We start from the raw sequence: 25966 nt of genomic DNA, 5'->3' as shown, positions 1-25966 counted from the left end.
GCCTTGCGCATTGCGCGCTGCCCGGCCAGCACATCGGTGTGGACGTCTGGCAGCGGGCCGTCATCGCGGACCGAGCCGACCAGGACGAACTTCTTGTCGGCTTTGACGATCGCATGCATGATCCCGCCCGTGAGGATGCCGTCCTCAACCGCCGTGGTGATCGAACCGGCGCGTCGGATCGTGTTGATCGCCCGGATGTGCTGTTCGTGACCGCGTTCGGCCGCAGTGCCGCGGGTCAACTCGTTGCCGATCGCCTCTCCGTAGAGGGCCGCCTCTATGTCGAGGGTGGCGAACGCGTTTCCGGAGAACAGCACGTCCACATAACCCGCCTCGACCAGGGCAACCATGGCGGGAGTGGCCCCGGCCTGGACGACCGCGGGCCCGGTGACCCACAGCACCGAGAAACCCTCGGTCTTGAGCTCGCGGATCTGGCGGGCGATCGTGCGAACCAGAAGAGCCTGGCGTTGTGGTGACATCGGTGTCGTTGACGACGACAGGGACTGGAAGGTTCCATACATCCGCGTCGAGTGGTCGCTGACCGGTAGGACGGCCTTCACGCCGGCCACGCCGCACACGATCATGTCGCCGGCCCGGACCTCGGACACCGGGACGGTCCGCACCCGCCCGCCGGCGACGACCAGGCCGCAGTCCATCTCGGGATGTTCCACCGGCACCCACTGGCTGCCGATGCGGACCATGGTCTCCAGGTTCGTGGTCGCGTAGAAGTCCGAGGGGAACACGCCGTCACGGTCGGCGGGCCGCAGGACTGCCTCGCCCGGGCTCACGCTGTTGACGCCGTGTACCTGGATGCGCATGAGAATGCGGGAAAGCAGGTTCGCCGAGTCCGCACCAACGATGATCTTCGCGTGTGACTCGTCGTCGTGGCTCTTTCCGAGATCGATGCTCTCGACCTCGTAGTCGCCTCCGTAGCTCAGGACATCGTCGAGTACCCGAGCGAGAACTCCGGTGTCCATCAGGTGACCGTGAATCTCGACCGTTTCGTGGAACCGCACGCAGCCACCCCTTCCGTGACCTGGCCCTGGCGCCGAGGTCTGTCCATCCGAATCCGGGACTAGGGGCTGTCCGATCGACCAATATCCATCGGACAGCCCCTAGAGGACCGCACCGTTGTCGCCGTCGTCGGAATCGGTGGGCGGTCGATCCCCCATCTGTGCTACCAGTGTGACGACTCCGCCCAGCACAAGCATGACTCCGGCTATGTCATGGCTCGTACCGTGCTCGATTCCGGCTACCACCGGCGCGAGCAGGATCCCGACGCCGAGCGCGATGGAGCCCAGTGCCCACCGGGTGACCGGACGCATCCGCGGCAGCGGTGGCGGTGGCGGTGGCTCGTAATGATCAGAGGGATCGTACGGGTCCGGCTCCTGGCGGGAGCCTGTTGCCTGATGGAAGTCGCTGGTATCCGCCTCGTCGGTCAGGCCCGCGACCAGCGCCGCAAACGCCGTGTCCCACTCCATCGCGTCACTGCCCACAGCGTCGGCCCCGGCTTGTGCCCTGCCCGTAGATCCCGCGTCATCAGGGCATTCTTTGTCAGCGCCTTCGTCAACCGGCCCCTGGCCGGCTGCGTGTTCGTCTGCGGACCGTTTGGCTGCGCAACCGTCATCCGAGGAATGCTCGGGTGCCCGATCCCGGCCCGAGCCATGATCGGGCCCTCTTCGATCGCCGGGCGTCATGTCAGCCATGGCTCAACCCGACAGCGATCCGGGCGGAACCCCGGGCGCGGCGGCACCACGATCGTCCAGCCTTCGGCTTTCAAGCATCGCGTGGGTCTGGACGAACGCGAGACTTTCGTCGAAGATCGTCTGGCGGTCGTTGTCCAGCGTGGCCACGTGATAGCTGTCCTCCAGGACGCGTTCGGAGATGTCGCACGATGTCGCGCCGGCCAGCAGGATCCGTCCGGACGAGGCTTCGACGACGTGGTCGACGCGGCTGCGGAAGGTCAGCACGGGGCACACGACGCGTCCCAGGTCCGGCACCGTCACCCGCCACAGGTCGGTCAGGGAGACGTAGGCCCGCAGCGGCACCCGCTGGTAGGCGATCTCCCGCACACCGCGAGCTTTGATGTCGCTGCTGACCCCGGGTATGCCGGGTATGATCCGGGAGAGTAGCGGGGTGATCGTTGAAATTCTCCGGTCGGTGCCGAGGCTCGGGTTGACCGTGACCGCGCCGGCCACGGCCGGACCGTGCACCTCCGCGAGGCGCAGGGCCAGCGTTCCGCCCATGGACAATCCCATGACAAAAACGGTCTCGCAGCGTTCCCGGAGCTGATTGAACGCGGCGTCTGCCGCACCGAACCAGTCCCGCCAGGTTGTGGCGTTCATGTCCTGCCAGCGGGTGCCATGGCCCGGCAGCAGCGGACAGGACACTGTCAGGCCGGCCTGCGCGAGGAACTCGCCCCATGGGCGCATGCTGTGAGGTGTGCCTGTGAATCCGTGGATCAGTAGCACGCCGATACCACCACCGTCGCGCTCAAACGGCTCCGCACCCGGTGTGACCGAACGCTGCGGTCCGCTCGCCATGGTTTCCGCCCTCTCGTCACATGCGTGGGACCGTTCGCCCTCTGTGGGCGCGCGGTGTTTCTCCGTCATCATCGCGCAAACCAGCCTTGCAGCATGCTCGCACGCTCGGGAGACACAGGCCATGCTCGATGGGCCGCGCGGGCCGGTGCTCGATGGGCCGCGCGGGCCGGTGCGAGGCGGCTGTGACGGCAGTAACACGGCTGGGTGCCGCGGCGCATGTCGGTGGACGCCGCCAGCAGGGGTCCATAGGGTTATTCCGGCCACCGTGTACGGGTGTGTCCGGCGGATATTGGTGGACGACCACACCGGGAGCTGACGTGTTGTACTGGGTCGTCAAGGCGTTTCTCACCCCCTTCCTGCGGCTCTTCTGGCGGCCGTGGGTCGAGGGGCTGGAAAACATCCCGGAGCGGGGTCCCGCCATCCTCGCCGGTAATCATTTGTCCTTCGCCGACCACTTCTTCCTCCCCTTGGTGGTGCCGCGGCGGGTCACCTTCCTGGCCAAAAGCGACTACTTCACCTCGCCGGGGGTCAAGGGGTGGCTTAAGCGGTTGTTCTTCAGCGGTGCGGGTCAGCTCCCGATCGACCGCAGCGGCGGGGCCGCGAGTGACGCTGCGCTGCGAACCGGGGTCAAGGTGCTGCAACGCGGCAAGCTGTTGGGGATCTATCCGGAGGGTACCCGATCGCCGGACGGACGACTCTACCGCGGCAAGATCGGCGTTGCCCGGATGGCGCTGGAATCGAAGGTTCCGGTGATCCCCATCGCGATGATCGGTACTTTCGAGGTGCAGCCGCAGGGAAGGCTAATTCCCAGGATCGGGCGCGTCGGCATCCGGATCGGGCGCCCTCTTGACTTCAGCCGGTATGTGGGAATGGCCGATGACCGCTTTGTGCTTCGATCCATGACCGACCAGATCATGTATGAGCTCATGGTGCTGTCGGGCCAGGAGTACGTCGACATGTACGCCCAGCGGGCCAAGGTCGAGATCGCCGCCGCGCGCGAGGCTGCGATCGAGGCGGCCGGCGGCTCGGGATCTCCGGATTCCGTCGGACGGACGCACGATCACACGACCGCCGTGATGCCCCACACCGCACGCGCCAAGGGTGGGAGCGCCGACCGCGACAGCCGCGACGTCGGCGACGGGACGGGTACCCGCCAGGCAGGCTGATGCCCGGTGCGATGGGCACGGCAGGATGGTCGGTGTGTACTCATCGGGGGATCCCAGGGCGTCGGGCGTGCGCAGGGGCGGACGCCCGTTGGTCGGGTGTGCCGAGCGCATGCGTTTCGCGAGGCTGGGTGCCCCGCGGTGGTCGGCCGTGAGGGGCACGGTCGTGACCATGACCATGGTCGCGGCGGTGGCCGTCACGGCCCTCTCGGGGGCCTTGGCGCAGCCCGCGCGCGCCGCGGCACCGGTGAGCCCGACTCCGACCCGGATCGCCTCGGCCGGCCCACCCGCTGGGACGGTGCTGCGCGCGGGCCGCTTTGTCGTTGATCCCGAGGGTCGGGTGCTGTTGCTGCATGGCCCGTCGGTGCCGCCGGGCGGCACCGTTGACACCGCCACCGTGCGGCAGTGGGCGGCCGCAGGCTTCAACGCGGTGAGTATCGGCGTGCGGATGGAGGCTGACGGGACGTTCGCCGGTACCTCCGGTCGAGGGGGCGTGCCGGCTCGCGTAACCGCCGACGGTTTCGACCCCGGGCTCGACCAGCTCGCCGACGCTGTCGAAGCCGTCGTCGGCCAGGGTCTGCGCGCGATGATCCAGATTGTGCCGACGGCGTCGGCTGCGAAGGCTGGTGACGAGGCCTACGCCGAGGGCTTACGGCGTGTGGCTGGCCGGTTCCATGACGTCGTCGGACTCGTCGGCTTCGAGCTCACGACATCGACGGGTTCCCCCGGGCTCAACGGGGCTGTCCGGGCCACCGATGCGCACCATCTCCTGTGGCGGCAGAGCGCCGCGTCGTTCGACCCGACCGCGAACGTGGTGACCAACGACGAGGCGGCGCTCCTCGTCGGGTGGGCGGCTGGCGATCCCGCGACTGTGCTGCGGTTGGTGTCGGCCGCCGACACGACGCAGATCGGGTGGTTCTTCGACCGGCCACTGAGCGACGTGACTCTCGCCGCCATCGTCAGGCCCTACCCGGCCGCCGTCGCCGGTGTGCCGGTGGGCTTCACCTACAGTCCCTCGGGGCGGCTGCTGACCCTGGCCTACATACCGGCGCCGGCGGGGGGCGGTACCTTCGGTGGCCGGGTCGCGACCCAGATCCGTGTGCCGGCACGTGTGTATCCAGATGGTTACGTGGTGCGGGCGAGCGGGGCGACGGTCGTCTCCGCCCCGGGCGCGGGCGTGGTCTGCCTGGTCACCGATGCCAGAGCCTCCCGGGTGGACGTCAGGGTCGAACCGGCCACCGCCGAGCAGGCACCGCCGGTGGTGCCACCGGCGGCGGGTGACCCCTGCCCAGCCTCACCTGCGCAGTCGACGACCGCGTCCGCTGCAGGGCAGTCGGCCGGCAGCGTGGCCCGGACGGACGAGACCGCCGGACCAGTCGCTGACAAGGCTGCCGGCCGCGCGCAGGACGGGGTCAACGGCGTGCTGCTCTGGGCGCTGCCGCTGGCGGGTGCCGCGGGAATGGCGTCGGTCCTCAGCGGCCTGCGGTGGAGAATGCGCCGCGGCCGCGGTGGACGGGTGGCCGTTTCCAGCGATCAGCGCTTTCGCTGACGTGGCCAGGCAAACTGGACGGGTGGGCACCCGATATCTCTATGACACCGAGTTCATCGAACGTTCCGAGGCGGGTCACCACTGGTTGGACTTGGTGAGTATCGGAATCGTCAGTGAGGACGGCGCCAGGGAGTACTACGCCGTATCCACCGAGTTCGATCCGGCGTTCGCGGTGCTGTGGGTGCAGCGCAACGTCCTGGCCAAGCTGCCGCCGCCGGCGGATCCGTCCTGGCGGTCGCGGTCGCGGATCCAGTCGGACATCGCCGAGTTCCTCAGCGTCGACGGGCCGCCGGAGCTGTGGGCCTGGTATGCCGCTTATGACCATGTTGTGCTCTGTCAGCTTTTCGGCACCATGACGGATCTTCCCCGCCCGTTCCCCCGGTTCACCCGCGACCTGCGCCAGCTCTGGGAGGAGGTCGGCCGTCCAGCACTGCCCCGGCCACCGCACGACGCTCACGACGCGCTTGCCGACGCTCGCCACAACCTGGCCCGCTGGCGGGTGCTGGCACCGCTGCGGGCAGCGCTGTCGCCGGCAGCCGCGGGGTAGGTTTTCGCGGGGCCTCCGGCCGCGCCACGCTGTCAGATGTATTTCTGCACCGCTTCGCTGCGACTACGCTCCGCTCTGACGAGCCCGAAACGGGGCGTCCAGGCGGCGAAGAAGAGGTGCGGTCGTGCGGATCGGCGTGCTGACAGGCGGTGGGGACTGCCCCGGGCTGAATGCGGTCATACGGGCGGTCATCCGTAAAGGAGTAGATATCTATGGACATTCGTTCATAGGTTTTCGGGACGGCTGGCGTGGTCCCTTGGAAAATGCCGCGGTGCCGCTCGGCGTCGACGCGGTCCGCGGGATTCTTCCGCGCGGTGGGACGATTCTCGGTTCCAGTCGCACAAACCCCTACAAGGTGGACGACGGCATCGCCCGCATCCGGAAAACTATTGACGACCTGGGGATCGACGCCCTCATCGCCATCGGGGGCGAGGACACCCTCGGCGTCGCCGCCCGGCTCCACACCGAAGGAATCCCGATTATCGGGGTTCCCAAAACCATCGACAACGACCTGTCGGCCACCGACTACACCTTCGGGTTCGACACGGCGGTCAACATCGCGATGGAGGCCATCGACCGCCTGCACACCACCGCCGAAAGCCATCATCGCGTCCTCATCGTCGAGGTCATGGGCAGGCATGCCGGTTGGATCGCCCTGCACAGCGGAATGGCGGCGGGCGCCAACGTGATCCTCATTCCGGAACGACCCTTCGACATCGACAAGGTCTGTGCCTTCGTCGAACACCGCTTCGCCTCGCACTACGCGCCGATCATCGTGGTGGCTGAGGGAGCGAGTCCGGTGGCCGGCAGCCTGGTGGTCAAGGAAGGGGAGCTGGACGCCTTCGGGCATGTCCGGCTGCAGGGAATCGCGTCCGTGTTGGAGACTGAGATCCGTGGCCGGACCGGGCGGGAGTCCCGCGCGACCGTGCTCGGCCATGTCCAGCGGGGCGGCACGCCGACGGCGTTCGACCGGTGGCTTGCGACCCGCTTCGGTCTGCATGCCGTCGACGCGGCACACGACGGTGACTGGGGCACGATGGTGGCCCTGCACGGAACCCGGATCGACCGGGTACCGCTGGCGGAGGCGACCCGTGAGCTCAAGCTCGTACCGGAGGAGCTCTACACCGAGGCGGAGGTGTTCTTCGGCTGAGCCGGTGACAGGTCCGAGCCGGTGACAGATCCGCGAGGATGACAGGTCCGCGAGGATGACACGGTTGAGATCCGACCCGACCCGACCGTCACACCGTAACCTATACTACCGTGGACGAATTGGATGTCTGGCGGACCCTGCCGGTCAAGCAACAGCCGAACTGGCCCGACCCTGCGGAGCTGACTGCGGCCCGCGACCGGTTGGCGGCCCTCCCGCCGTTGGTCACCGCGCCGGAAATTCGGGTTCTGACCGAACGGCTGGGGTCGGTTGCCCGGGGCGAGGCGTTTCTGCTCCAGGGTGGGGACTGCGCCGAGACCTTTGCCGCGAACACCGCCGACAAAATTCGCGACAAGGTGAAAACGCTGCTGCAGATGGCGGTCGTGCTCACCTATGGGGCAAGCGTGCCGGTGGTGAAGGTCGCCCGGATAGCCGGCCAGTATGCCAAGCCGCGGTCAGCCGACATCGAGGCGAGCACGGGGCTGCCGTCCTACCGCGGCGATGCGGTCAACGACATCGCCGCGACGGCGGTGGCCCGCCGGCCCGACCCCGGCCGGCTGGTGGACGCCTACCATGCCAGCGCGGTCGCGCTGAACCTCGTCCGGTCCTTCGCCACCGGTGGGTTCGCTGACCTGTCGAAGGTGCACGAGTGGAACAAGACGTTCGTGCGGGACTCGGCGGCCGGGCGTCGGTACGAGATCATGGCGACCGACATCGAACGGGCGTTGTCGTTCATGGCCGCCTGCGGCATCGACCTCGAACGCACGTCCAATCTGCACGGCGTCGAGCTGTTCACCAGCCACGAGGCACTGTTGCTGGACTACGAGCGCGCCCTGACCCGGACGGAGGATGCGACCGGCGCGGTCTACGACGTGTCCGCACACATGCTCTGGATCGGCGAGCGTACCCGTGATCTCGACGGTGCGCATGTGGACCTGATGTCGCGGGTCGGTAATCCCATCGGGTGCAAGGTGGGTCCGAACGCGTCCCCGGACGACGTCCTGGCGTTGGTCGATCGGCTCGACCCCGAGCACATCCCGGGCCGGTTCACGGTCATCACCCGGATGGGCGCGGGACGCGTCCGCGAGGTGCTCCCCGCGATCGTCGAGAAGGTCAACTCCGCCGGCCATCCCGTGGTGTGGTCGTGCGACCCCATGCACGGCAACACCCGCGATGTGAACGGGGTCAAGACCCGGCACTTCGACGACGTCCTCGACGAGGTGTTCGGCTTCTTCGAGGTGCACAGGTCGCTGGGTACCCATCCCGGCGGTGTGCACATCGAGTTGACCGGTGACAACGTGACGGAGTGCCTCGGCGGCGGCGAACAGATCGGTGAGGCCGATCTCGCCGGACGGTACGAGACCGCATGCGATCCCCGGCTGAACACCGGCCAGGCGCTTGAGCTGGCCTTCCTGGTCGCGGAAAGGCTCCAGCAGGGCTCCCCCCGCCTCGCTCCCACCGGGGACCGCCAAGTAGGGCGCTGAACACCGCTCAACCTGCTCGTGAGCAGGCGACGGAGCCGAGCTGACCGTGGGGTGGGGCCAGGAGCCCTCAGCGGATCATCGGCGGGACGGTGCGTCCATGCTGGTCACGTGAGGAGCACTGGCTGTCGCCAGAGGCCGGGAACGGGAGCAGCGGGAGATGCAGCGGGTGGAGCTGACGTCCATCGACGGAGTGCGGCTGGAGGCCGCGGTGCACCCAGCCACCGGCGGGGAAAGCCGGGGAGTGGTCATCCAGATGCATGGAATCAATGCGAACATGACCGAGGGTGGGATGTTCGTACGACTCGCCGATCGTCTCGCGAGCGCCGGCTTCCATGTTCTCCGGTTCTCCTTCCGTGGTCATGGGGGTAGCGGGGGGACCCAGCGTGGCGCGACGATCGCCGGTGAGTTGCTCGATCTTCAGGCTGCGGTCGAGTACGTGGAGGCGCGGTCTTCCGGTCGTCTGTCGATCGTGGCGTCGAGCTTCGGGGCGGTGTCGGCGTCCATCTCGCTGCCCTGGTTGACCGACCGCATCAATAGGCTTGTCCTGTGGAACCCGGTACTCGATCTGTGGCGGACGTTCCTGAGACCGGAACTGCCGTGGGGAAGGGAGAACTTCAGCCCGGATCAACAGAAGCTGTTGTCCGTTCAGGGGTTCCTGGTGCTCGACGGGGAGTTCGAGGTCGGCAGGGTGATGTTCGAGGAGTTTCATCACTACCGGCCGCTGGACTTCCTGATGGCGAGTGCTGTCCCGACCCTCGTGGTGCACGGCGACCGGGACACGGCGGTCTCGTACGAGATTGCACAGCAGGCGGCTGACGCCAGACCCGACACCGACTTCCACACCGTCCCGGGTTCGGATCACGGTTTTGACACCCGGGAACGCGAGGACGAGGCGATCACCGTCACGGCGAAATGGCTTGTCGACGACGGGGACCGAGCATGAACATCGCGTCTCTGTACGCGCCGGTCCACATCGAGGAGAGCACGGTGGTGGGCGAGCACTGCGTTTTCGGCTATCCGAAGGAGGCGCGTTTGCGGGCCGAGCAGCGGCGGTCCGGCTCGACGTCGATCGGTGAACCGGTGGTGGTGGGGGCGAACTGCCTGATCGGCAATCATGTCGTGATCCACGAGGGGGTCCGGATCGGCGCCGACTGCGTCATCGAGGACCGCGTGCGGATCGGCTACAACAGCACGGTCGGCGAGCGAACCCGCATTGTGTACGGAGCGTATGTGTGTGACCGCGTCACGATCGGCGTGGACGTCTGCGTGGCGGGATTCGTCTGTGACGGCACGACCATCGGCGATCGCTCCACGGTGATGGGCGAGCTCGTGCACGAGTACACCCGTCCCCATGAGGGCTGGTGGGAGGTCGACGAGGAGCCTCCGGTGATCGAAGCGGACTCCGTGGTCGGCTACGGGGCGCGAGTGGTGGGCGGCGTCCGGATCGGCCCACGCAGTTACGTTGCCGCGGGCGCAGTGGTGACCAAGGACGTTGCGCCGGAGCATGTCGTGACGGGTGTCAACGTCCGCGTTCCGGCCGAGCAGTGGCAGGGACGCCGGCTGCAAGGTCTGATCCGCCACTGGCAGTCGTTGTCGAAGGCACGCAAGCTATGACAGAGGACATCGCTGGCGAAGCACGGTGGAGTGGAGCGTTCCTTTCCCGAGGCTGCCCTACGGAGGGCCGGGTGCGGGGGCTGAGTAAACGTCCCGCCGGCGACGACGGTTCATCGCCTTCTGGTCCGGCTCCCGGTCCCCGTGGGCTTGACGAAAGCCGAGTCCTCGGTATCGCTTCCGGCCTCACCCTTGGGGCGCTGGGAGACCAGTGGTGGGTCGAAGGCAAGGGCGGTGAGTTGTCGGGGGAACCGGGCGCGTAGATCAGGGCGCGGATGGTCGATGTAGAGCGAGGGCAAGAACTCGTCGACCGGCACGACGGCCTCTTCGAGGTGGGTGGCGAGCACCAGGTCGAGAGCGGGCCGGGTGAGCAGGTAGCCGAAGGTGCAGTGGCTGTAGGCGGGCGAGACGAATCCTTCCAGGACCGGCCGGTCGTGGTCGGGTTCAAGGGGAAAGCGCCCGAGATAGAGCAGGTCGAAGGGGCCGCGTCGGGTCAACCGGTGCAGGCCGGCGAGGAGCTGCTCGAGGAAGGCGGCCAGGAGGACTGCGTCGTCTTCGAGAACGATGACAAATGGCTCGTCGCCGGTTTGGGCAGCATCGCGCCAACAGGCCAGGTGCGCCAATGTGCAGCCGACCTCGCCGTACTTCAGGGGCCTGGCCCACCAGAGGTTGTCGGACTCGATCTGCCAGGGGAAGAGAGTGTAGCCAGCGGCGTCGAGATGGTTTCTGGTGAGGTCGTGGCCGTCAAAGGGGCCGCTCCAGTCCGAGGTGAACGTCACCTTTAGCTCCGGCGGAAGCGTGCTTGTCATCCACGCCCGCCGGTCGGGCCGCCGAGGTAGATTGATCACATACGTACGGAAATCAGCGGACGTGATCAATGCGGCGGATCCCCGTACCGGTCTGGTCGTTGAGGTAACGGCCGGAGTTGTCGACGTGCACGGCGAAGGGGTCGTTGTTGCGGCGGGCGAGCAGGAGCAGCGGACTGACCATGGTCAGATCGGCCACATCGGTGAGGCCGCCGATCCGCCGGGCTTCGGTTACCAGGACGAAGTCCGCGTCGCCGACGTGCTCGGCGATGTAGCGGAAGCTGCGTGCCCCGCGCTCGGCTTCAAGCAGGCAGCGGGCGGCGCCGAGCACCCCGAGGGTGAGGCAGCCGCTGAGCAGGAAGACGGTGGTGCCCTGGGCGAGCGTGAGCCGGGTGAAGACGGCGAGGTCTTCCAGCAGCTCATGGCGCTCAGTCCAGCGTGGACCAAGAACCAGACCCTTCAAGCCGGGCACCACCAAGGGGTCGTCCTCGCCCAGTGGATGGGGCTCGAAGAAGAACGGCAGCCGCGGGAGAAACTCGCGGTATTTGGCGTTCCATGGTGGTCCGCCGACCACCACCAGAACGTCGGCCTGGGTGTCGTAGTACTCGGATGGGGCGAAGTCGCGGATCGTCACGGTCGGGGCCAGTTGAGCGAATCGAGTCCGCAGGTAAATCAGCGTGTCAAGGTCGGCGAATTTCGCGTAACGAAGATAGTTGCGGTCGGCCGGCGAGGCATATTCCGGACGCTCGTTCGCGGGGATCTCCGAGCAGACGATGTCGACGCGCGACCCGTGGGACAGCCGCCAGAACGCCCGCAGGTCCTCACACCAGAGCGCGTTCTGATCAGCCGGCGGCCGACGCTGATCGGGGGATGACGTGGTCGCCGGGCTCCTGGCGGTCGACATGATCACCGAAGGTTCGTTGGCCAGGAGCAGGTAGGCGAGGGTGTCCAGCGCTCGGTCGCCGCGACGGCGCACCGTCTTCGCCGCGCACCTCTGCTGGCGCGCCAGCGACTCTTGCCGCTCGGTGAGCGTCGGGTACCGATGCTCGGCGACCAGGTTGAAGTCGACCTCGACGTACAGGCGCTCGTCTTCGGTCAACCCCTCGATCGCCTGCCGGAACACGGCCACGAGCAGCGTGACCTCCTCCGCCGAGGCAGGGCCGCTCACCCTGCCGTCCGCCAGGTGGGCCCGGAGCGGTTCGGGCAGCGTGGTGAGCAGCGCGGTGGGACGGGCCAGGCCATGGCCCTGACGGACGCGCTTCAGACTGTCCTTGACTTCATCGACGGAAAGTGAAGGAACGGCCACCATGCTGTCCAGCATATGTCCAGGTGTTCGGTCGATGACCATCAACACGGCTACCCGTTGGCCTAGTCGATCGTGCTCGCGACCGGCATTCTCAATCGGACGAGCCGATCAGCCGCCGATGGCCGTACGACTCGCCACCCGCACCCACGGACGACAAGGAAGATCGTGTGATCAACGTGGCTTCACCCGCAGAGCCGAACAGCGACGTTGCCGGCCTCGACCGCGCAACGCAGTTGCGCAGGAAGATGGTTGACGATCTCCTCGCCGAGGGCGCGATCGTCTCGATGCCGGTCGAGGCCGCGATGCGCAAGGTCCGCCGGGAGGTATTCGCTCCGGGGGTGGAGCTGGAGGAGGCTTACCAGCTCTACAATGGAGTAGTCACCAAGCGTGACGATTTCGGGAGCTCAATCAGCTCGGTATCCGCTCCGCAGGTCCAGGCGTACATGCTGGAACAGGCTAAGATCACCGCCGGCATGAAGGTCCTGGAGATCGGCTCCGGCGGGTACAACGCCGCGTTGGTGGCCAAGCTCGTCGGTCCGTCCGGTCAGGTCACCACGGTCGACATCGACAAGGACGTTACCGACCGGGCGCGCCGTCTGCTCGCGCAAGCCGGCTACCCACAGGTGAACGTTGTGCTCGCCGACGCAGAGTTCGGCGTCCCCGAACGCTCCCCGTACGACCGGATACTAGTCACTGTCGGTGCGTGGGACGTTCCGCCGGCGTGGGTGGATCAGTTGGCCGAGGACGGTCGTCTGGTGGTGCCGTTGCAGCTGCGGGGCCTGTCGCGCGTGATCGCATTCGAGCGGGCCGACGGGTATCTGGCCAGTCGGTCGTCCCGGTTGTTCGGCTTCGTGCCCATGCAGGGCTCCGGGGCGCACCAGGGCACGCTGCTGGTTATGCGCGGGGGCGAGATCACCCTGCGCTTCGAGGAGGAGTCCCCGGTCGACCCGGGCCTGCTGGAGGGCGTACTCGACACGCCGCGGGTGGAAGTCTGGAGCGGGACTACCATAGGCCGCTTCGAGCCGTGGGCCAGCGCACAGATGTGGCTCGCAACCATGCTGCCGGGCTTCTGCCGCGTCGTGCTGGACAGGAAACTGGATACCGGTCTCGTCTCCCCACCGGGCAGCCACTCCGCCGCGATGGCCGCCGTCGCCGGCGGGAACCTCGCCTACGTCACGACGCGCGGCGCGGTCGACCAGATGGACGTCGAGTTCGGTGTGCATGCCTTCGGTCCGGGCGCGGCCGAGCTGGCCGGGCATGTTGCTGACCAGCTGCGGGTCTGGGGGCGGGAACACCGCCACGGGCCCGGACCGCAGTTCCGCGTTCACCCCGTCGGCACCACCGATGACCAGCTGCCGGCAGGATGCGTCATCGACAAGAAGCACAGCCGGATCACGATCTCCTGGCCGGGAGCGGCGAACGTCGCGGCTGGTCGGGGCGCACAGCATCATCACGCCGAGTAAGAAGGATGAGGCACATGTCAGAGGTTCCGGTGTCCGGGGGCGCCACGGCGCTGGCCGAACGGCCTGGCGAGGAAGACGACGAGTTCACGCTCGATGTACGGGTTCTCGTGGCGTACGGGCCGATCATGGGGGACTGCCCTACCGACGACGGCTGCGGCAACACCTGCTCGGGCAACGACAGCTCCTGCAACTCGTTCGCGGACGACCCGTCCTGACGTATGCGGGGACTGTCGGTGCGGCCCACCCTGCCACCCACAGCCCCCGCATAGCCGCGGTGTCGCGGGAGGCGACATGACGATGAGATCGCCGGCGGTGTACCGGTGGGTCGGCGCGGCACTGCTACGTGCCAGCACCGATCCGGGCGAATTGGATCTACCGGAAGACCTGGACCTGTTCGGCGCCGACGCCGCGCAGGAAGGGCTGGCGTGGCTGTCGGCGACGTGGCAGCGTGAGGAGATTCGCGCGGCGATCGGTCAGGCGAGTCCCGCGTTATCCCAGCAGATTGACGACGTCCTGACCTTTAGCGGCGGTGACGCCCGAACGGTTCGTCGGGCCGTGATCTCGGTGGCGTCCTACCTGCTTCGGTGGCAGCGGCGCCCCACTCCGTTCGGGCTTTTCGCCGGGGTCGGGCTGGCCCGGATCGGTGCCGGGGCGAAGGTGCGGTGGGGCCGCGACCATCGGGTCGCGGTCCGGGCGGACGCAAGCTGGCTCGGTGATGTCCTCGCACGCCTGCACCGGTGCCCGATGCTGCGAGAGCGGCTGTCGGTGGTCGTCAACGGCGCCGGGATGGTGCGCGGCGACCGGTTCGTGGCGCCCGCGCCGACGCCGGATGGAGTCACGCACGAGTTGGCTCCGATCGAGGTGTCCGTGCGCCACAGCCGAGCGGTCCGCGCCGCGCTGGATGCCGCTCGGGAACCCGTGACGTTCGGCGACCTGCGCACGCTGCTCATGGACCGCTTCCAGGGCGCCATTGCGCCGCGGATCGACGAGATGCTCACGGGCCTGCTCGACCAGGGGATCCTGCTGAGCAATCTGTCAGCGCCGATGACCTCCCTGGATGCGCTCGGCCATGCGTGCGCGCAGCTGGAAGCCGTCGACGCCCACACCATTCCAGAGATCAGAGATCTTGTCCACGCGATCTTCGAGATCCACCAGGGGGTTTCGGTTGCCGGCCGGGTTCTCGCGTCGAGGTCGGTCGTGACCGAGCGGATGCACCCGCTGAGTGAGGCCACCGACGTGCCGCTGATCGTCGACACGATCCTGAAGTGCGACGTTCACATCCCGGACCAGGTCGCTCGGGAAGCCCGCGACGCCGTCCACGTCCTCTACCGCCTCTCCCCGTATCCGTTGGGCTATCCCGCCTGGCGCGACTACCACTCCCGGTTCCGGGCCCGCTACGGGACAGGCGCCTGCGTGCTGGTCACGGACCTGATTTCCGACAGCGGGCTGGGAGTTCCGGCCGACTATCTGGGCTCGGCACACGGGCGCACTGCCCGGCAGGTGAGCGAACGTGACGAGAAACTGCTGGCGTTGATCCAGCGGGCCACGCTGGCTGGCAGCGGCGAGATCGTCCTGACTGATCAGGTCATCGATGACCTTGCGGCCAGCGATCCGGCCGACGTGCACATGCCCGCTCGAGTCGAGGTGGCCGTAGAGATCCGATCCACGTCCGTCGAGGCGCTGGCCCGCGGCCGGTTCACGGTGGCGGTGACCGGGACGCCACGGCCTGGCAGCAGCATGGCCGGCCGCCACGTCCACCTGCTGCCGCCAGACGGCCGCGACCTGATCGCGGCAACCTTCGCCGCGACCGGCACCGACGCGATCACCGCGCAGCTCTCCTTCGCCCCGCGTAAGCGGCGCAACGAGAACGTCGCTCGCACGGAGCAGCTCCTGACGCACGTGATCTCTGTGGCCGAACACCGCGAACCGGACGTACACCTGATCCCCCTGACGGACCTCGCGGTCACCGTGGACGACCGCCGCTTCTACCTCGTCCAGATGTCCACCGGCCGGTACATCGAGCCGCGGGTCACCCACGCCCTGGAGGCCGGCGTGCACACCCCGCCACTCGCGAGGTTCCTCGCCGAGATCACAACCGCCCGATCCGCTGTGTACAAGGGGTTCCACTTCGGCGCGGCGGCACAGCTTCCGCACCTTCCACGCGTTCGATACAGACGCACTGTTCTGTCCCCGGCACGTTGGTTGCTGGCAGCCGGTGAACTCCCCGGCCGCGGCGCCTCGATGGCCGAGTGGGACGCCGCGCTGGATGCCTGGCGCGCCGGGTGGCGAATTCCTGAGCACGTCGCGATGGTTGAGCACGACCGGCGGCAACCGGTGGATCTCGGCCACCCGCTCCACCGTCTCCTGCTGCGCACTCGGCTGGAGCGCGCCGGCCGCCTTGAACTGCGTGAGACGTCGACCCTGCCGGACGTGGCCTGGCTGGGTCGGGCGCACGAGGTGCTTATCCCCCTGGTGCTGGACGCTCAGGCCACCACGGCCCACGGGTCGATCATCGGCTCACCGCGAGCCGTGGCCACCGATGCCGGACACCTCCCTGGCGGGTCCACGATCGTGTACGCGCAGCTGTACGGGCATCCGGAACGTTTCGATGAGCTCCTGACCCAGCACATTCCCCGCCTGATCGACGCCTTCGGTGTCCACAGGCCGCGCTGGTGGTTCCGCCGGCATCGCGAGATGCGCAGCCCCGAGATCGATCAGTACCTCGCCGTGTACCTCTGGCTGCCGGAGCCGTCCGCGTACGGCTCAGCTGCCGAACGCCTCGCCGGGTGGGCGGATGGGTTGCGCCGAGAACACCTGCTCTCGCACGTCTCGCTCACCACCTACGAACCCCAGTCGGGACGCTACGGACACGGCCCAGTCTTGGACTACGTCCAGGACGTCTTCGCCGCCGACTCGGCCTCCGCCGTCGCCCAGATCAGCGCAGCCATCCGCGCAGGGGTGCATCCCCAGGCCCTGGCCGCCGCCAGCCTGGTCGACCTGTCGGTGAGCTACACCAGGTCCGCACACACAGGGCTGGGCTGGCTGATCCGCGAACTTCGTCAAGAACACGGAAGGCTGGACCCCGCGCTACGAGAACAGGCACTGGAACTGGCCGACCCACACGGCACCTGGACGAGGTTGCGATCCCTGCCCGGCGGATGCGACGTCCTGGCCGCATGGCGCACGCGCGCCGTCGCGCTGGCGGTTTACCGAGATGCCCTCGCCGACCAACGCGACCCGATGACGGTCCTGCGATCGCTCCTGCACCTGCACCACATTCGCGCTGTCGGTGTCGACCCGGTTGTCGAACGGGTCACCGGTCGGCTCGCACGGACCTGCGCGCTGCGCCACACCGCTCACCGCACGGAGAGCTGAGTGGCTACCTCGACAACCTCCCAACCCGGCATCGCGCAGACCGTTGATCTTTACGCCGCACGGCTGGCCCTGCCCGAACCCCCGCCCGAGAACGAACCCTGGGCACCACAGTCCCTCACGAGCGGCGCCGCGGGAATTGCCCTGCTGCACATCGAACGCGCCCACGCCGGGCACGGCACGTGGCAGCAGGCCCACAGCTGGATCCGCAGCGCGGTTGCCGGTCACGCCAACACAACAGACAACACCGGCCTGTACCTCGGCGCACCGGCGATCACCTTCATGCTGGGCGCCGCGGCAGCAGACGACACAGGCCACTACCGCGGCGCCCTCGCCGATGTCGACGGGCACGTGGCCGCGATCGCGCACCGCCGAGCTGACGCCGCGATGGCCCGCATCACGACCGGGGCGCTCCCAGGGTTCCGCGAATACGACGTGTTCTTCGGCCTGAGCGGGATCGGCGCGCTGCTGCTGCGACGCGACCCCCGGGGCAGCGCGATGGAGCGGATTCTCGACTACCTCGTCGCCTTGTCCAAGCCGCATAGGGTCGACGGCGAGGTCCTGCCGGGCTGGTGGGTCGGCCACGATCCGCACCGCCGTCTTTCTCCTGCCTACCGTGGCGGGCACGGCAACCTCGGCATGGCCCACGGGATTTCCGGGCCGCTGGCCTTGCTCAGTCAGGCGATGCGGCGCGGCATCACCGTCGACGGGCAGCACGAGGCGATCACAGCCATCTGCGCATGGCTCGACGCCTGGCGGCAGGACGGCGAAGCCGGACCCTGGTGGCCAGAATGGATCACCCTGTCCGACCTGCGCCGCGGCCGAGCAAGCCAACCCAGCCCGGCTCGCCCCAGCTGGTGCTACGGCACGCCCGGTCTTGCCCGCGCCGGCCAGCTCGCGGGCCTCGCCCTCGGTGATGCCCGCCGCCAGCAGACGTATGAGCAGGTACTCGTCCGGTGTCTGGACGATTCCGTGCAGCTGGGGCGGATCAAAAACGGTGGGCTGTGCCACGGTTGGGCCGGGGTGTACCAGACCGTCTGGCGCGCGGCCCACGACGCCGCAACCCCGACCCTTGCCGACCATCTGCCGCGCTTGGCCGAGAACCTGGTTCGGTGCGCTCGCCTCGGACTCGCGGCCGGTCCCGGGCTCCTGGATGGGGCGGCCGGCACGGCCCTCGCCCTGCACAGCGCCGCGCACACCGTCGCGCCACTCTCCAGGTGGGACGCATGTCTGCTGATCGACTGATGCCGCGAGCAGCGGGAGAAGAAGGCTGCACGGAAAACGCACTTGGTGTCGTGCGAGATGTCGAGAGCGCCGTTCTGAAGGTGTTGACCGGCACGCCACTGGGCGAAGCCGCCCACGAAGAGCGCATGGAGCCGGCGGACCTGGCTGAAGCCGCCGCGATCTACCGGCAGTCCGGACGGCACGCCCTCGAACAACACCTCACCGTGGGCTGGTGGCAGCTCTACATCGAGTTCACCGACTGGAACACCGCCGAGCAGACCGCCGTCGGCCGTATCGCGCCGCTGCTACACCATGCCGAAAACCGCGGCGCCGTCACCGCATGGTGGTTCATGCGCAAATACCCCTGCTGGAGGCTTCGGCTCCAACCAGGACCGGCCGGGCACACCGTGAAAACCAGCCTCGCGGCGGCCCTCGACGACCTCGTCGCCGACGGCCAGATCGCCCGGTGGTGGACAGGAATATACGAGGCAGAGACGGCGGCGTTCGGCGGCCGGATTGGAATGGACCTGGCCCACGAACTGTTTTGTGCCGACAGCAGCGCCATCGTGAACCTGATCCGCAACCGCGGCGCGGGGCTCGGCCGACGCGAATTGTCGTTGTTCCTGTGTACCAGCCTGCTGCGCGCGGCGGGTCTGGAATGGTACGAACAAGGCGACGTCTGGCACCGGGTCGCCCTGGAACGGCCCCTGCCTGCTGACGTCGCGACGTCGAAGCTGACAGCGATGGCCGGCGACGTCAGGCGGCTGATGCTCGTCGACGCTACTCCGGGCGGGCCCCTGCTGCGCACCGACGGCCCTCTTGCCTCCGCGGCCGGCTGGGCCGACGCCTTCCGCCAGGCCGGCCAGACCCTGGGCGCCGCGGCCCGCGCGGGCACACTGGGGCGGGGCCTTCGAGAGGTGACGAGCTATCTGGTGATCTTTCACTGGAACCGTCTCGGACTGCCCGTCCGGGTACAGAGCATCCTCGCCTGGGCGGCACGCGCCGCCATCCTAGAACCGCCCGCCGGGCCAGCCGACCGCCATCCAGCGATCCGACGCAACGGCGCCACAACACAGCCGATACGTCCAGCCCTGCCAGCCGGCGGCGACGCGGAACGGGCCGTGGCCCGTTTTCCCCTCGTCCAGCAGCGCCGTTTCCGCTGCACAGACCTCGAAACCCGCGTACGCACCGTGCGCGAGTGCGCGGAGGCCTGCCACGAGCCGGCCAACCCGCATGACCGGATCGATCTGGCCTGTACGGTGTGGAACCTGTCGGCGTTGATCGCGGCCGACTGCGGATTACCCTTCCTCGCGGTTGACCTGTGCCGACGGCAATTCCAGATATTCCATGCCGCGTGGCCCGTATCCGGCCGCGCGGCCATAGCCTCACTTCAGCCGCTGGTGAACCTCGCTCGTCTAACCTGCCGGGCCGGAAACCCCGAAGGGGCCTACCGCGATCTTGACCGGATAGATCGCGCCGTCCGCGCCGGTGGTGACGCCGTGATCCACGGCGAGCTCATCTCCTTTAACGGATTCACCCCTGTGGACGGCGAGCAGTCCACAGGGGCCCGGTGGCTTCGCGCTGTCATGCGCGACGATGGCACCCGCCACCTGGTCGCCGCCGGCCGTTGGGAGAATGCCGCAGCGCACGCAGCACGGTACGACGACGCCGAGGAAAAGCTCCGTGAATCCCGTCAGACGCGTATCATCGCGGACGCGCTCGGCGGATACACCGACTCTGCGCTCACCCTCATCAACAGCAGCGTGGCGAGCCAACCGTGGGAACACGCCGTGGCGGCATGCCTTCGCGCATACACCAACATCAAAGCCGCACGGCGGGACATCGTCGACCTTGACGCCATGCTCGACGCGGTCCGGGCCGCCCGCCTCTCCTCCGACCGACCCACAACACTGTTCCATATCCGACTTGGCCTGACAGCGGTCGACCTCTCCGCGGGGGCACTCCACGACGAGGTAGAGCTCCTGTGCGCTGAGCTGATCGACGAGGCCGAACAATCCGCAGACGCCTTCGCAGCCCGGGAAGTACTGGGCCATCCCGTCTGCCGGGCGCAGATGACCCCGGCCCAGGCCAGCGAGTTGACGGCGCTCGTCGAGCGAGCCGGTCTGGGCGCAGGATCCATCCCTGGATCGCTACTGGACGACCTGATGGCATCCGTTCAGACCGCCACGACCGTACTGGTACAGGCCCTCGACGTGCCAGACGGGCAGGAAATGGGTAGAGACGGCCGGTATGTCAGCATGACCGACGATTCGTCGTCGCTGGCGGAGCCTCTACCTACCTCACCCTCCGCGAAGCCGACAGCATCGAGGACGAGCTGACCATCACCGCCCCACGGTCCCAAGAGCCACCGCATCGCGGCCCAGCTCGCCGACTATCTCGATGTCTGTGGACCGCCAAGCGTTGAATTCCTCAAGCCGGGAGCAGGTCCGGTAGGTCAGGATGTGGGTGCGCTGAGGAGGAGCGCGTCATGCCCAAGTTGCTGCCAGCACACGACGCAGATCGCCGCGGTAGGAGCGGAGGAGAGCCGAGCTTTCCTGGATCCCGTATCGCTAGCCCGTGACTCGTTATCCCGTGCTGTTCACCGCTCGGCGGCTTACGGGAGCCGACCAGCTGGCGGGCGGAACGGGGTCAAGGGACGCGACCTTTATCTTGTCCCAGCGGTAGCGTACCGTCGCCGCACCCGCGGTCGGACAGCACAGAGGATCGTTGGAATGATACAAATCGTATCCGATGGCCACGACGTCGCTGGTGGACCAGATCCACCGGATGGTCGCACTCGGCCGTGCGGTGTCGGCTCCGACCAGGCGGCCGCGGTGGAAGAGGAAGGCGCGCTGCGGGTGCCCGTCCACGGAGCCGCTCCGCCGCGCGACGATCACGCTGAGATCGTCGTTCTGTTTGAAGCCGCCTGTCTGGGTGGCGGTGTACCCCTGTGACCGGATGGCGGTCAGGGCCTGATCAAGATTCAGCGAGGGCGTCGCCGACGGTGATACCGGCGCCGCACGGGCGACTCCGCCACCCCAGCCGGTAAGCACGACGGCGGCAATCATCATAGAAATAACGAAAGAGCGCCTTAAGATCATGAATAGCTCCTTGTCTCAGGCCTGTCCGGCGAATCTAGACGCCTGCCTCGCTCCCGGCCACCCGGTTGTCCACCGCATCCCGCATATCCCTTTCGTCGGCCGTCGCAACGTCACACCGATATTTCCCGGTCAGCGGTCAGCGGTCAGCGGTCAGCGGTCAGCGGTTATGCCGGATTCCGGCCGACTGGAAGCTAGTCGTCGGTAGAGAGAACTCGTCAGCAACAGTTCCTCGTGCCGGCCGGTGGCCACCACCTGCCCCTTGTCGAGCACGATGATGCGGTCCGCCGCCTGTACCGTGGAGATCCGGTGTGCGATAACCAGAAGTGCGCCGGTGGCTGAGATCTCCCGCATCGCCTGGGTCAGCGCGTGTTCGTTCATGGAATCCATCTGCGAAGTCGGTTCATCCATGAGCAAGACGGCGGGCCGGGCCAGGAGAGCCCGGGCGATGGCCACCCGTTGGCGTTCCCCGCCGGACAGCAGGACACCGTGGTCACCGACTTCGGTATCCAGGCCGGCGGGCACCCGCGCGAGCAGATCCGTCAGGCTCGCGGTGCGGACGGCCCATTCGAGATCTTCCTCGGTCGCGTGGGGTGCGGCATACTGGATGTTGTCGCGGAGGGTGCCCTGTAGTACCGGGGCCTGCTGCTCGACCAGGTTCACCCAGGCGCGGGCCGTCGAGCGGTCGATGGTGCGGACGTCCCGCCCGTCGAACAGAATCTCCCCACGGTCCGGGTCGTAGAATCGTTCGATGAGCTGGAGCACGGTGGACTTGCCGGCACCGGACCTACCGACCAGTGCGATGTGGCCGTGACTCGGCACTGTGAATGACACGTCGCGAAGTACCGGCTCTGTCCCGTAACCAAACTGCACGCCACGAAACTCGATCGCCGGTGTGTCGTGCGACCGGCCGACTACCTTGCCATTGCTGTCGGTGCGCGCAGCCTGGGCCACTGGCCGGCCGTTGTCCCAGCTGGGGTACCACTGCCCGGCTCCGTCCTGTTCATCGGCTTCGCGCGGGAGCGTGAAGACCGCGTTGACCCGTTGCAGCCCGCCCATACCCCGCTGGATCGTGCCCGCGGCCTCGAACAGTTCGGAGAGGGGCATGACAAGGTATGTGACGTAGAGCAGGAATGCGACGAGATCGCCCAGCGATGTCGAGCCTTTCGCGACGAGCACTCCACCGACGAGCAGTATCACCAGAATCGAACCGTGGATGGTCAACTCGACCGCAGGGGTGACAATCGAGTCCAGTTTGGCCATCCGCACCCCGGCGTGATAGGCCTCTTTGACATGCACGCCGATACGTTCGGCCTCTCGCTGCTCGGCGCGGCTGGCCCGGACGGTACGAATTGCGCTGAGCGCCCTTTCGAGGTCGGCGGTCATGTTCCCGACGCTGGCCTGACTGCGTTCTGAGGTGACACGGATACGCACCAACACGCCCAGCACCATCGTGGCGGCTGCCGCGACCGCGACCAGTACGATCAGGAACAGCAACGGGTTAAGCCAGATCATCGCCGCCACGGTCCCGATCACACCGATCGAGCTCGTGACGATCACCGTGAAGCTGTAGGCCACGGCCTCTCGGACGAGGGTCGTATCGGTGTTGGCGCGCGAGATCAGGTCACCCATCCGCTGCCGGTCGTAGATTCCGATGCGCAGCCGCAGCAGGTGACCGATCAGGCGTGTCCGCAGGCCGAACAGAATCTGCTGGCCGGTGCGCCCCAACAGGTAGTTCCCACAGCTGTCGATCAATGCCTGGCCGGCGAACAACACGAGAAGCAGCGCGACCATCCAGGTGGGGATCCCGCCAGCCTGCGCGGCGTCGATCACGTTTTTCACCAGGAGCGGCTGCGCAATTCCGAGAACAGTTCCGATCAGGGTTAGCCCGGTCGCGATGCCGATGGGTCGACCGTGCCCGCGCAGCAGGCGCCACAAGTCACCGATCGGCCATTTGCGACCCTCGGGAACCGCTGGAAGCGGCTCCGTCGCGATACCCCGGGATGCGTCGCTCATGGCACCGGGACGCCTTTGGGAGGAACGGCGACCAGCGGCCGGAAGTAGCCGGTCGGTTCCCGTTCGCCCACCATGATGCCTTCCGCCTCCACCCAAGCGTGCGCCGCGAACGGAGCGACCCTGCGAATGCCGACGCACCACGTCGGCCACACTCCTGACGCCCGGCAGAGCAGCGCGGTGGCAACAGACCGGGGAACACAGCCCTGCGCGCCCCGGCACAGGATGCTCACCGTCATAACGGCCTCCCGTGCGGCCAGTGTCTGCTCGTAGTCGGCCGGCCGAGCGCCGTGCTGCAGCCAGGTCAGGACGGAACGGATCCGGCCGGGCGGCTGGGTGGCCAGAAGTCTGGCGGCCACGACCGCGGCGATCGCCAGTGGCCGTCGGCGCAGTGGCAGTTCTCCTCCTCGACGGGGCAACGACATGGGTGTGCTCATCGGGCGGCACCTTCCTCGTGAACGTGCTCCGCTCGGCGTGCGACGACGGACGGGGGTGGCTCCCGTCAGCGGGCGCAGTCGGTGGCGATCAACCCGGCCGTGTCGAGTTGGGCCAGCAGGGTCTGTATGTCCCGGTTCGCGGTGGTGACATCCACCTCGTAACTGTTGACCACAGCGTCGGCTGCTTCGGCGGTGCTGCCGCCGTCGAGCAGTAGCCGCAGGACAAGTGCCCCGATCGGGTTGAGTGTCCAGTAACGGCCGCTGCGTTCATCCAGGAGCCCGATCCCATAGTCGGTTTCCGCGTGGACGACGCCTTTGCGTAGCACCAGCATCTATTCTCCCACGGAGTCCTTACGCCTGAGTAGGCTGCGCCTTCACGGTCCGGTCGCCGGCGAGTACCCGCAACCACATCTCACAAGCGAAGGTCTGCTGAAGGGGCTCGTGAGCCAGCGAAGGCCCGTGGGAGTACCGACAGCCGGCCCGTAGTTTCTCGGCGTCGACCAGTCCGAGAGCGGCAAGCATCGAGTCCTCGGACAATGCCAGCAGCCAGTCACGGTTGGCAGACAGCCCTGCTTCTTCCTCGGTCGATCCTTCCGCTTTTGTGACGCGCCCCAGCGAGACCGCTGGCACGATTCCGCGCATAGCCTCCTTGAGTAGCGGCTTGTACTCCCAGGGGGTGGACCGTTCTTCCGGACGTACCATGAGGGACGCCTCGATGACCCGGTCGTCGAGGAAGGGCGCGGCGATCGGGATGCGGCTGGGCGCGGCGAGCTGGGAGAACAGGCGAACGGCTCCGGCCCCGGAGCGGATGGACAGGATGTCACAGTGCTGGTCACGGGTGCCAGCCAGCGGGCGGGCCGATCCCAGGACCGCGTCGAACGCCTCACGCACCAGGCAGACGCCGTCCGCGGTCACCCACGGCGCCAGCCGTGGCGCAGCGGCCCAGTCCAGGTCGGGCAGCGGTTGCCTCCGCCCGGAGCCGGTCACCTGCGCGGCCACGTCGGACAGAGCGGCGTGGTACGAGCGCGGGCGCAGCATCATCCACAGGCTTGCCGGCAATGGCCATCGGTTGTGGGCCCGCAAGCCGCGGAGCCGGTCGAAGGCGGTCCACGGGTGGCGGCGGACCAGCGTGTACAGGTAGTTCGGCGTTCCCTCGAGGACCTCGTCACCACCGAGTCCGGTCAGGTGCACCCGGGGTTGGTACGGGGCCAGCCGGTGGAATCCGGCGAGCATTTTCGCCCGGTCGATAATCCCGATGAAGGGCCTGTCCAACTGTTCGTCGGTGGTCGCGATTCCGTCATAGACAAGTGGAAGATCTTCACGTGGCAGGATCTCGTGTACTGCCGTCGGCAGGTTCTCGATGGCGAGAGCAGCCCACTCCGCGTCGTCGTCCCCCGGGTCCCGTCCGATTCCGGTGTAGGCGACGAGAGCGATCGGATGCCGAGCGGCGAGAAAGCACAACGAGGTCGAGTCGAGTCCGCCGGACAGGTCGCTGCTCACAGTGCCACCCATACCGGCGCGAACGCCTACGGCCTCGGTGAGTGCATGCCGTAGCAGCCGTGCGCCCTGCGCCAACGGAAGTACAGGCTCGGGTTGTCGCCACCAACGAATCCGGCTTGGCCGCCCGTTTCCGGCAACCAGGAGGAAATGATCCGACGGTACCGCTTCGATGTTTCGCCACATCGGCTGGTCGTCCAACGGGTACGGCGCTATCGGGTCGAGGAGTGCCAGTGCAACGGCGTGCATGTCCAACTCGCCACCGGTGACAGCGGCCAGTACATCGGCCCGGTCCGCGGCGATCACCTGGTCGTCGACCACGACGTAGAAGACCCGCCGTGTACCTGACGCGGTGCCCTGGACACGGCGACGGCCGTCGATCTCGGCGATGATGTGGAAGCTTCCTGGCAACGAGCAGGCCAAGGTGTCGAGCGAGGCCACATCCCGGGTGCGTTCGAGAACGCGCGTGAGGTAGGCGACGTCGACCGGGCAACATCCTATCAGCGTTATCCGGGACCGTCCCGTGACCGCTGTAATGATCCCATCCCGGGGCCAGTCGCCCAACAGCCATGGCCGGCCAGAATCGTAGCGGACCGACTCGGTGGCATGGTCGGTGATCTCGGCGGCGACCGCGGCAGCGACACCGGAGTCCGGTAGCACCACGAACCACGGGGTTCCGGTGGGCAGCGTAGGAAATCCGGTCATCTCG

22 protein-coding genes are annotated in these 25966 nt (G+C 67.7%); 12 read left to right on the top strand and 10 right to left on the bottom strand.

Going from position 1 to position 25966, the window contains the following annotated elements; genetic code table 11:
* The 3 genes from U9983_RS06045 to U9983_RS06035 form a co-directional block, all read right to left on the bottom strand.
* On the bottom strand, positions 1-1013 hold a 1013-nt coding region (locus tag U9983_RS06045), incomplete at its 3' end, for a TIGR00300 family protein (RefSeq protein WP_322753071.1).
* A 99-nt stretch (positions 1014-1112) separates the two neighbouring features.
* Positions 1113-1478: a hypothetical protein gene (locus tag U9983_RS06040; protein ID WP_322753070.1), complete on the bottom strand. Its 366-nt coding sequence runs from the start codon at positions 1476-1478 to the stop codon at positions 1113-1115.
* A 228-nt stretch (positions 1479-1706) separates the two neighbouring features.
* The gene (locus U9983_RS06035; protein WP_322753069.1) at positions 1707-2540 is read right to left on the bottom strand and encodes an alpha/beta hydrolase; all 834 of its coding nucleotides are present in this window, start codon (positions 2538-2540) and stop codon (positions 1707-1709) included.
* Between the two features lie 317 nt (positions 2541-2857).
* Here U9983_RS06035 and U9983_RS06030 point away from each other — a divergent pair, with 317 nt between their 5' ends.
* The 7 genes from U9983_RS06030 (at position 2858) to U9983_RS06000 (ending at position 10044) form a co-directional block, all read left to right on the top strand.
* Positions 2858-3706, top strand: coding sequence for a lysophospholipid acyltransferase family protein (locus U9983_RS06030; RefSeq protein WP_322747423.1), 849 nt, complete (start codon positions 2858-2860; stop codon positions 3704-3706).
* A gap of 148 nt (positions 3707-3854) precedes the next feature.
* A complete protein-coding gene (locus U9983_RS06025; RefSeq protein ID WP_322753068.1) occupies positions 3855-5252 on the top strand; it encodes a hypothetical protein in 1398 nt (465 codons plus the stop codon).
* Positions 5253-5274: 22 nt separating this feature from the next.
* Positions 5275-5799 (top strand): polyadenylate-specific 3'-exoribonuclease AS, encoded by a 525-nt coding sequence (locus U9983_RS06020; protein ID WP_322747425.1) that lies wholly within the window; start codon positions 5275-5277, stop codon positions 5797-5799.
* A gap of 124 nt (positions 5800-5923) precedes the next feature.
* Positions 5924-6949, top strand: coding sequence for a 6-phosphofructokinase (locus tag U9983_RS06015; protein ID WP_322753067.1), 1026 nt, complete (start codon positions 5924-5926; stop codon positions 6947-6949).
* A 110-nt stretch (positions 6950-7059) separates the two neighbouring features.
* Positions 7060-8430 (top strand): class II 3-deoxy-7-phosphoheptulonate synthase, encoded by a 1371-nt coding sequence (locus U9983_RS06010; RefSeq protein WP_322753066.1) that lies wholly within the window; start codon positions 7060-7062, stop codon positions 8428-8430.
* A 157-nt stretch (positions 8431-8587) separates the two neighbouring features.
* Positions 8588-9373, top strand: a complete 786-nt coding sequence (locus tag U9983_RS06005; RefSeq protein WP_322753065.1) for an alpha/beta hydrolase — start codon at positions 8588-8590, stop codon at positions 9371-9373.
* The gene (locus U9983_RS06000) at positions 9370-10044 is read left to right on the top strand and encodes a DapH/DapD/GlmU-related protein (RefSeq protein ID WP_322753064.1); all 675 of its coding nucleotides are present in this window, start codon (positions 9370-9372) and stop codon (positions 10042-10044) included. Before U9983_RS06005 ends, U9983_RS06000 begins: the two co-directional genes overlap by 4 nt.
* A gap of 110 nt (positions 10045-10154) precedes the next feature.
* On the opposite strand, the gene U9983_RS05995 is transcribed toward U9983_RS06000, so the two are convergent.
* Together U9983_RS05995 and U9983_RS05990 are read right to left on the bottom strand one after the other, a co-directional pair.
* Positions 10155-10850 (bottom strand): glycosyltransferase family 25 protein, encoded by a 696-nt coding sequence (locus U9983_RS05995; RefSeq protein ID WP_322753063.1) that lies wholly within the window; start codon positions 10848-10850, stop codon positions 10155-10157.
* 52 nt (positions 10851-10902) lie between these two features.
* Entirely contained in the window at positions 10903-12156 is a 1254-nt protein-coding gene (locus U9983_RS05990) for a hypothetical protein (RefSeq protein WP_322753062.1), read from the bottom strand.
* Positions 12157-12320: 164 nt separating this feature from the next.
* Here U9983_RS05990 and fxlM point away from each other — a divergent pair, with 164 nt between their 5' ends.
* The 5 genes from fxlM (at position 12321) to U9983_RS05965 (ending at position 20551) form a co-directional block, all read left to right on the top strand.
* Positions 12321-13616 (top strand): methyltransferase, FxLD system, encoded by a 1296-nt coding sequence (gene fxlM / locus U9983_RS05985; RefSeq protein ID WP_322753061.1) that lies wholly within the window; start codon positions 12321-12323, stop codon positions 13614-13616.
* A gap of 14 nt (positions 13617-13630) precedes the next feature.
* Positions 13631-13831: an FxLD family lanthipeptide gene (locus U9983_RS05980; protein WP_322753060.1), complete on the top strand. Its 201-nt coding sequence runs from the start codon at positions 13631-13633 to the stop codon at positions 13829-13831.
* A gap of 76 nt (positions 13832-13907) precedes the next feature.
* Complete coding sequence (locus U9983_RS05975; RefSeq protein ID WP_322753059.1) at positions 13908-16991, top strand: lantibiotic dehydratase; 3084 nt, start codon at positions 13908-13910, stop codon at positions 16989-16991.
* A complete protein-coding gene (locus U9983_RS05970) occupies positions 16992-18233 on the top strand; it encodes a lanthionine synthetase C family protein (RefSeq protein ID WP_322753058.1) in 1242 nt (413 codons plus the stop codon).
* Positions 18215-20551, top strand: a complete 2337-nt coding sequence (locus U9983_RS05965) for a thiopeptide-type bacteriocin biosynthesis protein (RefSeq protein WP_322753057.1) — start codon at positions 18215-18217, stop codon at positions 20549-20551. Before U9983_RS05970 ends, U9983_RS05965 begins: the two co-directional genes overlap by 19 nt.
* Before the next feature lie 246 nt (positions 20552-20797).
* Here U9983_RS05965 and U9983_RS05960 read toward each other — a convergent pair whose 3' ends face one another.
* The 5 genes from U9983_RS05960 to U9983_RS05940 all read right to left on the bottom strand — a co-directional run bounded on the left by U9983_RS05960 (position 20798) and on the right by U9983_RS05940 (position 25962).
* Positions 20798-21313 (bottom strand): LppP/LprE family lipoprotein, encoded by a 516-nt coding sequence (locus tag U9983_RS05960; RefSeq protein ID WP_322753056.1) that lies wholly within the window; start codon positions 21311-21313, stop codon positions 20798-20800.
* A gap of 150 nt (positions 21314-21463) precedes the next feature.
* A complete protein-coding gene (locus U9983_RS05955; RefSeq protein ID WP_322753055.1) occupies positions 21464-23326 on the bottom strand; it encodes an ABC transporter ATP-binding protein in 1863 nt (620 codons plus the stop codon).
* Complete coding sequence (locus U9983_RS05950; protein WP_322747431.1) at positions 23323-23760, bottom strand: lasso peptide biosynthesis B2 protein; 438 nt, start codon at positions 23758-23760, stop codon at positions 23323-23325. Before U9983_RS05950 ends, U9983_RS05955 begins: the two co-directional genes overlap by 4 nt.
* Positions 23761-23825: 65 nt before the next feature.
* The gene (locus tag U9983_RS05945) at positions 23826-24092 is read right to left on the bottom strand and encodes a lasso peptide biosynthesis PqqD family chaperone (RefSeq protein WP_322753054.1); all 267 of its coding nucleotides are present in this window, start codon (positions 24090-24092) and stop codon (positions 23826-23828) included.
* Positions 24093-24111: 19 nt separating this feature from the next.
* Positions 24112-25962, bottom strand: coding sequence for a lasso peptide isopeptide bond-forming cyclase (locus U9983_RS05940; protein WP_322753053.1), 1851 nt, complete (start codon positions 25960-25962; stop codon positions 24112-24114).
* Positions 25963-25966 lie beyond the last annotated feature (4 nt).

The sequence above is a fragment of the Protofrankia sp. Cas3 genome (assembly GCF_963555955.1).
Taxonomy (GTDB): Bacteria; Actinomycetota; Actinomycetes; order Frankiales; family Frankiaceae; genus Protofrankia.
This window is presented reverse-complemented; position numbering and strand designations above follow the sequence as displayed.

What these genes read in the sequence shown, in the direction of transcription:
- U9983_RS05975 (WP_322753059.1), top strand. Translation starts at nt 13,908, where the DNA reads ATGACGATGAGATCGCCGGCGGTGTACCGGTGGGTCGGCGCGGCACTG.
- U9983_RS06005 (WP_322753065.1), top strand. Translation starts at nt 8,588, where the DNA reads ATGCAGCGGGTGGAGCTGACGTCCATCGACGGAGTGCGGCTGGAGGCC.
- U9983_RS05940 (WP_322753053.1), bottom strand. Translation starts at nt 25,962, where the DNA reads ATGACCGGATTTCCTACGCTGCCCACCGGAACCCCGTGGTTCGTGGTG.
- U9983_RS05965 (WP_322753057.1), top strand. Translation starts at nt 18,215, where the DNA reads ATGTCTGCTGATCGACTGATGCCGCGAGCAGCGGGAGAAGAAGGCTGC.
- U9983_RS05990 (WP_322753062.1), bottom strand. Translation starts at nt 12,156, where the DNA reads ATGGTGGCCGTTCCTTCACTTTCCGTCGATGAAGTCAAGGACAGTCTG.
- U9983_RS06000 (WP_322753064.1), top strand. Translation starts at nt 9,370, where the DNA reads ATGAACATCGCGTCTCTGTACGCGCCGGTCCACATCGAGGAGAGCACG.
- U9983_RS05945 (WP_322753054.1), bottom strand. Translation starts at nt 24,092, where the DNA reads ATGCTGGTGCTACGCAAAGGCGTCGTCCACGCGGAAACCGACTATGGG.
- U9983_RS05950 (WP_322747431.1), bottom strand. Translation starts at nt 23,760, where the DNA reads ATGAGCACACCCATGTCGTTGCCCCGTCGAGGAGGAGAACTGCCACTG.
- U9983_RS05980 (WP_322753060.1), top strand. Translation starts at nt 13,631, where the DNA reads ATGTCAGAGGTTCCGGTGTCCGGGGGCGCCACGGCGCTGGCCGAACGG.
- U9983_RS05995 (WP_322753063.1), bottom strand. Translation starts at nt 10,850, where the DNA reads ATGACAAGCACGCTTCCGCCGGAGCTAAAGGTGACGTTCACCTCGGAC.
- U9983_RS05955 (WP_322753055.1), bottom strand. Translation starts at nt 23,326, where the DNA reads ATGAGCGACGCATCCCGGGGTATCGCGACGGAGCCGCTTCCAGCGGTT.
- U9983_RS06035 (WP_322753069.1), bottom strand. Translation starts at nt 2,540, where the DNA reads ATGGCGAGCGGACCGCAGCGTTCGGTCACACCGGGTGCGGAGCCGTTT.
- U9983_RS05960 (WP_322753056.1), bottom strand. Translation starts at nt 21,313, where the DNA reads ATGATCTTAAGGCGCTCTTTCGTTATTTCTATGATGATTGCCGCCGTC.
- U9983_RS06040 (WP_322753070.1), bottom strand. Translation starts at nt 1,478, where the DNA reads ATGGAGTGGGACACGGCGTTTGCGGCGCTGGTCGCGGGCCTGACCGAC.